The organism is Actinomadura sp. NPDC048032 (assembly GCF_040653175.1).
Lineage (GTDB): Bacteria > Actinomycetota > Actinomycetes > Streptosporangiales > Streptosporangiaceae > Spirillospora > Spirillospora verrucosospora.
In genome coordinates this window covers 1-10,411 of sequence record NZ_JBEZJP010000294.1, presented here as the reverse complement: position 1 = coordinate 10,411, position 10,411 = coordinate 1, and the positions used below count along the sequence as shown (strand labels likewise).

The following is a 10,411-nucleotide window of genomic DNA, read 5'->3' as shown; positions in this document are numbered from 1 at the left end:
GCAGGGCGCGGCGAGCAGCGTCCCGGCGGCGCAGTACTTCACCCCGCGCGGCATCGACCAGCGGTTCATGGTGGACGGCCTGGAATCGCTCAGCGACGTCGTGGAGGGCATCACCGGGGTCCGGCAGGGCGAGACCGTCCCGGACGCGGTCGTCCGGCGGGCGGACCAGATCGAGCTGGTCGACATGACCGCCGAGGCGCTCCGCCGGCGGCTCGCGCACGGGAACGTCCACACGCCGGACGAGGCCGCCCTGCCGCCCGGCTACTTCAGGACGGGCAACCTCAGCGCCCTCCGCGAGCTGGCGCTGCTGTGGGTGGCCGGCCGCGTCGACGAGGGGCTGGCCCGCTACCGCGACCAGCACGGCATCACCGAGCCCTGGGAGGCGCGCGAGCGCATCGTGGTGGCGCTGGGCGGCGGCCCGGAGGGCGATGCGCTGCTCCGCCGCGCGGCCCGCATGGGCGCCCGGGCCGGGCGGGCGGACCTCCTCGCCGTCCGGGTGGTGCGCAGCGGCGGTCTCGACGAGGGCTCCGCGGCCGCGGTCGCGCGCCAGCGCGCCCTGGTGGAGAGCATGAACGGGACGTTCCACCAGGTGGTGGGCGACGACGTGGCGACGGCGCTGCTGGAGTTCGCCCGCGGCGTCGGCGCCACGCAGCTCGTCGTGGGGGCCGGGCGCCGTTCCGGCCGGCGGCGGATCCTCGCTCACGGGATCGGGAGCGCCGTGGCCAGGAAGTCCGGTGACTTCGACGTCCACATCGTCGGCCACGAGCACGCCGGGAGGCGCGCCGGCGCCACCCGCGCGAGCGGCCCGGCGCTGAGCCGCCGGCGCAGAGGGGCGGGCTGGGCGCTCGCCCTCGCCGGCCCCCCGGCGCTGACCGCCCTGCTGGCCGGGACGGGCCTGCGGTTCGGCCTGGTCATCGACATCCTGCTCTACCTGGTGCTGGCCGTCGGAGTCGCCCTCGCCGGAGGGCTGTGGCCGGCGGTGGCCGCCGCGGTGCTGGGCAGCCTGCTGGCCAACTGGTTCTTCACCCCGCCCTTCCACACCCTCACCATCGGCGACCGCGACAACGCGCTCGCGCTGGTGATCTTCGTCGGGGTGGCGGCGGCGGTCGCCTCGGTGGTCGACCTGGCCGCGCGCCGGGCCCGGCAGGCGGCGCAGAGCGGCGCGGAGGCCGAGACCCTGAGCATGCTGGCGACCAGCGTGCTGCGCGGAGAGAAGGCGCTGCCCGCCCTGCTGGAGCGGGTCCGCGAGACCTTCGGCGTGACCTCGGTCGCGCTGCTGGAGCGGGCGGGGGACGGCTGGACCGTCCTGGGGTCGACCGGCTCCGACCCGTGCCCCGACCCCGACCGGGCCGACGCGCAGGCCAGGGTCGGCGCGGGCGAGGGCGCGGACCGGAGCGGCGAGACCGTGCTGGCCCTGCGCGGGCGCGTCCTGCCCGCCGCGGACCGGCGGGTGCTGTCGGCGTTCGCGTCCCAGGCCGCCGCCGCGCTGGAGTGGCGGCGGCTGGCCGAGGAGGCCGGGCAGGCGCGTCGCCTCGCCGAGGGCAACAAGATCCGTACTGCGCTGCTCGCCGCGGTCTCCCACGACCTGCGCACCCCGCTGGCCTCGATCAAGGCGGGGGTGAGCAGCCTGCGCCAGACCGACGTCGACTGGGACCCCGAGGACGAGGCCGAACTGCTGGCCACCGTCGAGGAGTCGGCCGACAGGCTCGACGGCCTCATCGGCAACCTGCTCGACATGAGCCGCCTGCAGACGGGCGCCGTCTCCCCGCTGACCCAGCCGGTCGCCCTGGAGCAGGTGGTGGCGCCCGCCCTCCAGGGCGTCCCGGCCGGCCGGGTCGAGGTGGACGTCCCGGAGACGCTCCCGCCGGTCCTCGCCGACGCCGGGCTGCTGGAGCGGGCGCTGGCCAACGTGGTCGAGAACGCCGTCCGGCACAGCGCGGGCGCCGTCACGCTGCGGGCCGGCGAGGTGCGGCCCGACCGGGTCGAGATCAGGGTCGCGGACCGGGGCCCGGGGGTGCCGGAGGCGGCCAAAGAGCAGATCTTCGCGCCGTTCCAGCGCCTCGGGGACGCGCCCCGGGGCACCGGGGTGGGGCTGGGCCTGGCCGTGGCCAGGGGGTTCACCGAGGCGATGGGCGGCGCCCTGCGGGCCGAGGACACCCCGGGCGGCGGCCTCACCATGGTCTTCGCGCTGCCGGCCGCCGGCGCGTGCGGGAACGGCTCCGCGGCCGGCGGCGAGGACGGGGGGCCACGGTGACGCGCGTACTCCTCGTCGAGGACGAGCAGCAGCTCGTCCGGGCGCTGCGCATCAACCTGCGGACGCGCGGCTACGAGGTGGACACCGCGCCCGACGGCCGCACCGCCCTGGACCTGGCCGCCCGGCGCCGGCCGGACGTGGTGGTGCTCGACCTCGGACTGCCCGACATGGACGGCGTCGACGTGATCCAGGCGCTGCGCGGCTGGCTGAACGTCCCCATCCTCGTCCTCTCCGCGCGGCACGCCTCCGAGGAGAAGGTCCGGGCCCTGGACACCGGGGCCGACGACTACGTCACCAAGCCGTTCGGCATGGACGAGCTCCTGGCCCGCCTCCGCGCGGCGGTACGCCGGGCCGCCCCGGCCGAGCCGGCCGCCGCCGTGGTGGAGACCGGGGCCTTCACCATCGACCTGGGCGCCAAGCGGGTCACCAGGGCGGGCCGGGAGGTCCGCCTGACGCCCACCGAGTGGAACATCCTGGAGGTCCTGGTCCGCAGCCCCGGCGCGCTGGTCGGCCAGCGGCAGCTCCTCCACGAGGTGTGGGGCCCCGCCTACGACAAGGAGACGAACTACCTGCGCGTCTACCTCGCCCACCTGCGCCGCAAGCTGGAGCCCGACCCGGCGCGCCCCCGCTATCTGATCACCGAGCCGGGCATGGGCTACCGCTTCGAGCCCTGACCCGCGACGGCGCGGCGAGGACCGTCCGGTTCCCGCCGTTCCTCAGCCCTGCCGCCTGCCGACGGCCTTGCGGATCGCGTCCCGGGTGCGGTCGGCGACGGCGGCGAACGGCCCCGCCACCAGGTTGGCGGGGGCGGACTCGAACCCGACGTGCGGCCGGGTGGGGGCCACGGCTTCGGCGGCCTTCACCGCGGTGGCCATCCTGCGCAGATCCTTCTCGGTGGCGTGCCGCCGGATCTGGGGGAACTCCTCTTCCTCCTCGTGCCGGGCGTGGTCCATGACGGACAGGCGCAGGTCGCCGAGCCGCTGGAGGAAGTCGGAACTCGTGGGGCCGAAGTAGTCGACGTCCGACAGGAGTTGCTTGGCCTGGTTCTCTTCGGCCAGGCGGGCGGCGACCACGTCCTGGCCCCGATCGATGTGACGGCGGGCGAAGGGGTGCACGACCTCCTCCTCGGCGGTCTCGTGCACGGCCAGCAACCGGCGCAGCCGGTCGAAGGCCTCGGCCCGCTCGTGCCCGGCGGAGGCCTCGACCCGGTCGAACAGCCGCCGGATCTCCGAGTGCTGCCTCAGCAGGAGGTCGACGACGTCGCCGGGCGCGGCTTCTGATCGCTCACTCATCTTCCCCCCTGGAGAGTCGACGGCGATGGTTGGCCCCTGCCCCTCCTGCGCCGTCGAAACATCCTCCCCGGCACGCCGGTCGCGCACGGTCAGAGGGCGGGGCCGGGCGGTGTCCAGCGGGCGTTCTTCGAGGGGACCCCGAAGTCGGATTTGAGTTCCTGCGGGATGGCGTAGTGCATGACGCGCCCGCGCGTCAGGGAGGACAGTTCCAGCATGGTGACCAGGTGGCCGAGCCGGTCGGAGATGTGCTCGGCCCACGGCCCGCGGTCCTCGACCCATTCCAGGGCGCCCAGCAGGGCCGGGGCGAGCCCGATGAAGGAGTCGAACCGCGAGCGGGGGACCTGGAGCCAGTCCGCGGACGTGTCGCCGATGAGGTAGCGGATGAGCGCGGGCACGATCGGGTCGAGCAGCGTCCCGGGGACGACCTCCTCGTACATGTCGATCAGCTGCCGGGTCAGGTGCGCCCCCTCGGGGGAGGGGCCCATGTGGCGCACCATGTACCGGTCGGAGAACTCCCGGGCCGCCTCCAGGTCCGGGGGGATGGTCGCGGGGTCGATGCCGAGGATCGTGCCGACGACGCGCCAGGCGTAGTAGTAGGCGTCCGCGCCTTCGGCGGTGATGTGGACCCCCATGCGGTGCAGGGCGTCCAGGACCTGGATGCTGAACATCATCAGCCCGCCGAGCATGTCCTCCTGGCAGATCGCGACGGGCTCGGGCCAGCGGTTCTCCTCCCTCAGGTGGCGGCGGATGGAGGCGTGCAGGAGCCGGACCTTCTGCGCCGCCGGCAGGAACCGCCCGCCGGCCTGGAACGCGTCGGGCCGCATGAGGTAGACGGTGAACTGCCCGGTCTCGGCCATGCGGCGGGAGGGGTAGGCCAGCGAGTGCGTGGCCGACAGGAGCCTGGCCACGTGCGGGACGACGTAGCAGGCCGGCATCGCCGCGAACGACAGGGCGGTGGAGACGTGCACGTCGTTGTCGACGAAGAACTGCCGCGCCTGCTCCATGACGCCCCAGTCGACCCAGTCCGGCGGGGTCGCCGTCGCCTCGAGGTAGTCGCGCGCCGCGTCGGGCAGGCCGTCGGGAAGCGCTTGGCCGGAGGTCGTGAACCAGCGCATGAGGGTGTTGTACCTGCCCACCTGCCCGCCGCCGAACAGCGCTTCGACGGTCGCGTCGGCGAGCGGGTCGCCCTTCAGCCGCAGGGCGTCCATGTACCGGTCGGTGTACTCAGTCATCGGCGGTCACCTCGCTGATCAGTTGGGCCAGGGCGTCGGCGGCGTCCGGCCGGAAGCCGGCGAGCGCCGCGCGCGCGGCGTGCGCGCGTTCGTCGATCATCTGCCGGACGCGGTGCGGCGCCCGGGCGCGGAGCATGATCTCCCGGATCTCGGCGGCGCGGGCCGGGGTGAGCGGTCCGTCCAGCAGGTCCCGCAGGCGCCGGCGGTCGGGCTCGCACGCCTCGGTCAGGGTCAGCGCGAGCAGGGCGGTGGGCTTGCGGCCGGCCAGGTCGTCCAGCGGCGACTTGCCGGTCCGGCGCGGGTCGCCGAACACGCCCCACAGGTCGTCCCGCAGCTGGAACGCCTCGCCGAGCGGCCGGGCGTAGGCGGCCAGCGCGTCCAGGGTCGGCGCGGCCGCCCCGCCCAGCACCGCGCCGATCCGCACGGGCCCCTCGACGGTGTAGGAGCCGGTCTTGAACCGCACGATCGTCAGCGAGCGGGCCACGTCGGGCGCCGCCCCGGTCCGCAGGATCTCCAGGCACTCGCCCGCCACCAGCTCGCGGCCCATCGCCGTCCACAGCGGCACCGCCCGGCCGAGGAAGGCCCGCGGCAGGCCCGAGGAGTGGAACAGCTGCGCGGCCCACGCCACCAGCAGGTCGCCGACCATGATGGCGAGGCCGTCGCCGAGCCTCTCGTGCGCGCTCGGCCGCCCGCGCCGCATCGGGCTGCGGTCGATGACGTCGTCGTGGACGATCGCCGCGGCGTGCACCAGCTCCAGCGCCGCCGCCGCGCGCACGGCGGCGTCGGTGTCGGGCTGTCCGGCGGCGCGCCACCCCCAGTAGCAGAACGCCGGGCGGATCCGCTTGCCCCCGCCGACCGAGACGCGCAACTGGTCGGCGACGGGCGCCAGCTCGCCGTCCAGGGCCAGCAGCTCGGCGACCTCCGCCTCGACGAATTCCTCCAGCGCCCGGTCGACGCGGGTCCGGAGGTCAGCCATCCTGGAGCCGTGTGGCGGCCTGACGGGCCAGGATCTCCATGTGCGCCTCCGGAGCCGCGCCGTTGCGCCGCAGCGCCAGCTCACCGCGTGCGCGGAGCTCCTGCCGCACCTCCGCCGGACCGGGCATGCGCCGGGTCAGGCCCCGCAACCCCTCCGCCACCACGTCGGCGACCCCGGCCGCCAGGCAGAGCACCTCGTTTCGCGAACCGGCTCTTCCGTCAAACTCCGCCATCATCACCTTCCGCTCCCTTGTAGTCGCAGTCAGTGATATCAGGAAAGCGGTGGGTCACCCCCGAAACGGGGTGGCAGGACTGCCTCGCCGCCGCACAAGGGAATAGTCACTCCCCGGCCGTTGCGATGCGGGGCCCGACTCGCGCGCCAGCATGGACGGGCGGCGTCTGGTTATGAGTGACCAGGTGACGTGCTCGGGGAGTACACCTCGTGGTCGCGCAGCGGGCCGACGGTCAGGCCGCCGGCGCGGCAGGTCGCCACCACGCCGGGCAGGGCGCCGAGGGACGCTCTCCACGCGCCCGGCGCCGAGGTGGCGTCGCTGTCGTGCAGGAGGAGCGTCGCGCCCCCCTCCAGGCCGGGGGAGAGCGTGGCCTGCACGGAACGGGGCGTCGCGGAGGCCGTCCAGTCCTTGCCCCAAGCGGTCCACAGGACGGGTTTCAGGCCGTCGCGGTGGGCCGCGAAAAGGGCCTCGGCGGTGAGGACGCCGTACGGGGGGCGATACCAGGAGGGGGCGGTGCCGCAGACGTCCTCGATGAGGCGGACGGTGCGGCGCACCTCGGCCGAGACGCGGCCGGGGCGGGACCTCAGGGCGTTGCCGTGGTGCCATCCGTGGACGGCGATCTCGTGGCCTTCGGCGACGATGCGCCGGCCCAGGGACGGGTCGCGCTGGAGCATCGCGCCGAGGACGAAGAACGTCGCGTGGCAGTCGAGACGGGCCAGCTCGTCAAGGAACAGGGGCGTGGAGCGCGCGTCGGGCCCGTCGTCCAGGGTGAGCGCGACATGCCGGGCTCCGCCGCGGCCGGCGAGCCGGGGGGTCAGGAGGCGGACGGGCGGAAGCCAGGTCGCGGCGGGCAGGGCGTGCGCCAGGAGGACCCCGGCGAGAGCCCGCGTCAGGTGCGACATGGGACCAGTTTCACAGGGGGATCGATCGTATGGGCAAGCGAGTCCTCATCCTCTCGGCCGCCATGGGAGCGGGCCACGACGCCGTCGCCGGGGAGCTGGCGCGCCGGATCGCGCCGTGGGGCGTGGAGGTGTGCGTCGTCGACGTGCTGGACCTGGTGCCGCTGCGCCTCGGGCACGGGCTCAGGCGGATGTACGGGGCGATGCTCCGCGGGGCTCCGTGGCTGTACGAGTGGATCTACCAGGTGTTCTTCGTGGCGCCGCGCCCGCCGCCCGCCTCGCCGCTCACGGTGCTGATCGCCAGGGGGCTGGAGCGTCGGGCGGCGGAGCTGCCGCCGGACGCGGTGGTGTCGACCTTCCATGTCGCGGCGCAGGCCGCGGGGTGGATGCGCCTGCGCGGGCGGCTGGAGGTCCCGTCGCTCGTGCTGGTGACCGACTTCGCCGCCCACCGGATGTGGGTCCACCCGGGCAACGACCGCTACCTGTGCCCGGACGAGGCCTCGGCCCGCGCGGTCGCGGAGCGGACGGGATGTCCGGTCGCCCGCGTCGCCCCCGTGGTGCGGCCCGGGTTCCGGCGGGCGGACGACGGCGGGCGGCTGCGGCGCGCGGTCGGCGCGCGGCCCGGGGAGCGGATCGTGCTGATCTCCGCGGGTGCCTGGGGCATCGGCGGGGTGGCCGAGACGGCCCGCGGGCTCGCGGCGTCCGGCCGGTACTTCCCGGTCGTGCTGTGCGGGCGGAACCGGAGGCTGCTCGCCCGGGTCCGCGAGGGCGGGGCCGGGCACGCCCTCGGCTGGCGGGACGACATGCCCGGCCTGATGTCGGGCGCGTACGCGCTGGTCGACAACGCGGCGGGGCAGACGTGCAGGGAGGCGTTCGCGTGCGGGCTGCCGGTCGTCTCCTACCGGCCGATCCCCGGCCACGGGCGTGACGGCGCCGAGGCGATGGCGCGGGCGGGCCTGAGCGCTCTCGCGCGGTCGCCCGCCGAACTCCTCGACGTGCTGGACGGGCTCGGGGACGAGCGGGCGCGCCGGGCCCGGGAACGCCGGGTGGACGCCCTGTTCGACGCCGCTCGGGCCGATCACGTCATTCGCGCCGCGTTGGGGTGACGGCGCGCTCGTCGTGCAGCAGGGGGGACCGGGCGATGATGGCGCTGCCGAGCAGGATCGCCGCGATGCCGAGGACCTCCCCGGCGATCCACGGACCGGTCCGGATGCTCTCGTCGAAGAGGCCGACGCCCAGCAGGATGCTGGCGGCCGGGTCCGTGACCGTCAGGGCGGGCTGCACGGCCACGAGGCTGCCGCTCTGCAGAGCGTTCTGGAGCAGGAAGAGGCTCGCCGCCCCCGCCACGGCCATCGCGTACAGCTCCCAGGAGGTCAGGACGGCGACGACCCCGTCGGAGAACGCGCGCGTGGCCGTCCTCATGAACGCGGCCGTCAGCGCGAAGCCCAGGGACGTCGTCACGCCCAGCAGCACGCCGCGGAACGGTCCGCGGATGGACCACGCCGCCGCCACCAGGGCGGCGGCGCATCCCACCGTGGCGGCCGTCGCGATGATCCACTCGCCGGGCCCCGGCGTGCCGAGGCCCTCGCTGGGGGAGGCGGCGATGAGCAGCGCCGCCAGGCCGGCGGTGAGGACGGCGACCCCCGTCCACGGGACCTGGCGCAGCCCGCGCGGCGGCATCAAGGCGATGAGGATCATGGTGAACGGCAGCTCCGAGGCCAGCAGCGGCTGGACCAGCGCGAGGCCCGCCATCGACAGCGCCGCGGCCTGGAAGACGAACGCGGCGATGAGCGCGCCCACCCCGCCGAGCCAGAGCGGCTGTCGCAGCAGGTCGAGGATGAGGGACGGCTTGAAGGCGTCGGCCTCGGGCGCGGACCTGGCGGCCCGGCGCTGGAGCACCGACGCCAGGGCGTTGGCCGCGCCGCCCAGCAGGCTGAGGATGACGGCGATCATTGACCTCCGCCTCCGTCCCGGGACGTCAGTTCGCCCGGCTTGCCGAGGTACGGCGACCGGCCGAGGACGACGATGCCCGCCACCATGCCCGCCAGCCCCAGCGCCTCCAGGGCCAGGTCGCGGGTGGACAGCCGGATCCTCTCGCCGAAGATCGCGACACCCAGCGCGATCGCGGTCAGCGGCTCGGCCGCGGTGCTGGCGGGCAGCGAGATGCGCAGCGGCGCCGCGTCGAAGGCGCTCTGAGCGAAGAGCAGTGCGAGCGCTCCGATGAACACCAGGCCGTAGGGCTGCCACGTCGTGAAGGCGTCGGCCACGCCCGCGCCGAACAGCAGCACGACGCTGCGGGTCAGCGTGTCCTGGAGCCCGAAGAGCAGTCCGGCGGCCGAGGCGAGCAGCATCGCGCGGACGCGCAGGTCCCGGTGGCCTCCTCCCACCGCGACGAGCGCGGCGAGGGCCAGCACGACCGCTCCGCTCATCCACCGGAAGGACAGCGTCCCGGGCGGCGCGCCTCCGTGCGGCCGCCCGACGCCGAGGAACAGCGCGACCCCGCCGGTGAGCATCAGCGATCCCAGCAGCGCCCGGACGCCGAACGGCTCCCGGTAGATCACGTGCGCGGCGATGAGGGCGAAGACGAGGTTGACGGTCAGCACCGGCGTGGCCTGGGCGACGCCGGCGAGGTCCAGCGCGAACGCGAAGACGAGCTGACCGGCGATCATCAGGGCGATCCCCGCCAGCCACAGCCGGCTGTGCAGCAGGTCCAGCAGCAGCCTCGGATGCAGGATCCGTCCGAGCGGCTCCTGGAAGGCCGCGTGCTGCTGGGCCACGAACCCCAGGCCGATGAGGCACGCTGCCGCCACCGCGACGACCATCCCGAGAAGGCTCATCCTCGTCCACGATCTCCCGCCGTGACTCCCGCGCGGGTCCCTACCCCGGTCGGAGTGTCCGAATCGGCACTCTGGACCTGGCCGAAAGTCCCGGAGGGGTCCGCTCCTGGTGGAGGCCGCCCGCCGCTCTCCCGGCATCGCCGCACGTCATGGCCATGCTGCGGGTTCCATGGTGATGCCCACAGGGATGAATCAGACTTCGGATTCCGATTCAAATAATGATCAACCCGTGCACCCGACCCAGTGTTGCTCTCGTCCGACCACGCCGCCATCGTGCGGGCCACGCTGCCCGCCGTCGCCGCCAACGGCACCGCGATCACCGGCGAGTTCTACGCCGCGATGTTCGCCGCGCACCTGGTGATGGAGGAGTCGTCCATCCCCTTCCAGCAGATTCTCTCGCGGATCGCGCAAAGGCACGCCTCGCTCGGCATCCGCCCCGAGCAGTACACGATCGTGGGCCGGCACCTGATGGACGCGGTCGCCAAGGTGCTCGGCGACGCGGTGACGCCGGAGGTGCACGCGGCCTGGTCCGAGGTGTACTGGCTCTTCGCGACGCTGCTGATCGCGGAGGAGGCCCGCCTGTACCGGGACGTCGCCTGCCACCGCGGGAGCTTGCGAACACCAGACCGGCCGCTTAATTTCCCCCAAACCCCAACGAACCGACCCGTCGCCGGATCGCCGCCGGTCAG

At 74.6% G+C, this 10,411-nt stretch carries 11 protein-coding genes; 4 read left to right on the top strand and 7 right to left on the bottom strand.

Annotated elements, in window-relative coordinates:
* Together AB0C69_RS29535 and AB0C69_RS29530 are read left to right on the top strand one after the other, a co-directional pair.
* A partial coding sequence (locus AB0C69_RS29535; RefSeq protein ID WP_360358399.1) for a DUF4118 domain-containing protein occupies positions 1-2,254 on the top strand: 2,254 nt, incomplete at its 5' end.
* On the top strand, positions 2,251-2,928 hold the full coding sequence (locus tag AB0C69_RS29530; protein ID WP_360358398.1) for a response regulator: 678 nt from the start codon (positions 2,251-2,253) through the stop codon (positions 2,926-2,928). The genes AB0C69_RS29535 and AB0C69_RS29530, both read left to right, overlap by 4 nt.
* Before the next feature lie 42 nt (positions 2,929-2,970).
* Here AB0C69_RS29530 and AB0C69_RS29525 read toward each other — a convergent pair whose 3' ends face one another.
* The 5 genes from AB0C69_RS29525 to AB0C69_RS29505 all read right to left on the bottom strand — a co-directional run bounded on the left by AB0C69_RS29525 (position 2,971) and on the right by AB0C69_RS29505 (position 6,888).
* Positions 2,971-3,546: a hemerythrin domain-containing protein gene (locus AB0C69_RS29525; RefSeq protein WP_345181382.1), complete on the bottom strand. Its 576-nt coding sequence runs from the start codon at positions 3,544-3,546 to the stop codon at positions 2,971-2,973.
* 89 nt (positions 3,547-3,635) lie between these two features.
* Entirely contained in the window at positions 3,636-4,778 is a 1,143-nt protein-coding gene (locus AB0C69_RS29520; protein ID WP_345181378.1) for an oxygenase MpaB family protein, read from the bottom strand.
* A complete protein-coding gene (locus AB0C69_RS29515) occupies positions 4,771-5,754 on the bottom strand; it encodes a polyprenyl synthetase family protein (protein ID WP_360358397.1) in 984 nt (327 codons plus the stop codon). The genes AB0C69_RS29520 and AB0C69_RS29515 overlap by 8 nt, the downstream gene beginning before the upstream one ends.
* The gene (locus AB0C69_RS29510; protein WP_360358396.1) at positions 5,747-5,989 is read right to left on the bottom strand and encodes a hypothetical protein; all 243 of its coding nucleotides are present in this window, start codon (positions 5,987-5,989) and stop codon (positions 5,747-5,749) included. The genes AB0C69_RS29515 and AB0C69_RS29510 overlap by 8 nt, the downstream gene beginning before the upstream one ends.
* Before the next feature lie 167 nt (positions 5,990-6,156).
* Positions 6,157-6,888, bottom strand: a complete 732-nt coding sequence (locus AB0C69_RS29505) for a polysaccharide deacetylase family protein (protein WP_360358395.1) — start codon at positions 6,886-6,888, stop codon at positions 6,157-6,159.
* Between the two features lie 29 nt (positions 6,889-6,917).
* On the opposite strand from AB0C69_RS29505, the gene AB0C69_RS29500 reads away from it, so the two are divergent.
* A complete protein-coding gene (locus tag AB0C69_RS29500) occupies positions 6,918-7,991 on the top strand; it encodes a hypothetical protein (RefSeq protein ID WP_360358394.1) in 1,074 nt (357 codons plus the stop codon).
* On the opposite strand, the gene AB0C69_RS29495 is transcribed toward AB0C69_RS29500, so the two are convergent.
* Both AB0C69_RS29495 and AB0C69_RS29490 read right to left on the bottom strand, forming a co-directional pair.
* Entirely contained in the window at positions 7,969-8,838 is an 870-nt protein-coding gene (locus tag AB0C69_RS29495) for a DMT family transporter (RefSeq protein ID WP_345181365.1), read from the bottom strand. The two genes, AB0C69_RS29500 and AB0C69_RS29495, sit on opposite strands and share 23 nt — an antisense overlap.
* Complete coding sequence (locus AB0C69_RS29490; protein WP_345181362.1) at positions 8,835-9,722, bottom strand: DMT family transporter; 888 nt, start codon at positions 9,720-9,722, stop codon at positions 8,835-8,837. Before AB0C69_RS29490 ends, AB0C69_RS29495 begins: the two co-directional genes overlap by 4 nt.
* A 243-nt stretch (positions 9,723-9,965) precedes the next feature.
* Between AB0C69_RS29490 and AB0C69_RS29485 the strand changes: the two genes are divergently transcribed.
* Positions 9,966-10,411, top strand: a 446-nt coding sequence (locus tag AB0C69_RS29485) for a globin domain-containing protein (protein WP_360358393.1), incomplete at its 3' end; no start/stop codon positions are given.

What these genes read in the sequence shown, in the direction of transcription:
- AB0C69_RS29525 (WP_345181382.1), bottom strand. Translation starts at nt 3,546, where the DNA reads ATGAGTGAGCGATCAGAAGCCGCGCCCGGCGACGTCGTCGACCTCCTG.
- AB0C69_RS29520 (WP_345181378.1), bottom strand. Translation starts at nt 4,778, where the DNA reads ATGACTGAGTACACCGACCGGTACATGGACGCCCTGCGGCTGAAGGGC.
- AB0C69_RS29515 (WP_360358397.1), bottom strand. Translation starts at nt 5,754, where the DNA reads ATGGCTGACCTCCGGACCCGCGTCGACCGGGCGCTGGAGGAATTCGTC.
- AB0C69_RS29510 (WP_360358396.1), bottom strand. Translation starts at nt 5,989, where the DNA reads ATGATGGCGGAGTTTGACGGAAGAGCCGGTTCGCGAAACGAGGTGCTC.
- AB0C69_RS29505 (WP_360358395.1), bottom strand. Translation starts at nt 6,888, where the DNA reads ATGTCGCACCTGACGCGGGCTCTCGCCGGGGTCCTCCTGGCGCACGCC.
- AB0C69_RS29500 (WP_360358394.1), top strand. Translation starts at nt 6,918, where the DNA reads ATGGGCAAGCGAGTCCTCATCCTCTCGGCCGCCATGGGAGCGGGCCAC.
- AB0C69_RS29495 (WP_345181365.1), bottom strand. Translation starts at nt 8,838, where the DNA reads ATGATCGCCGTCATCCTCAGCCTGCTGGGCGGCGCGGCCAACGCCCTG.
- AB0C69_RS29490 (WP_345181362.1), bottom strand. Translation starts at nt 9,722, where the DNA reads ATGAGCCTTCTCGGGATGGTCGTCGCGGTGGCGGCAGCGTGCCTCATC.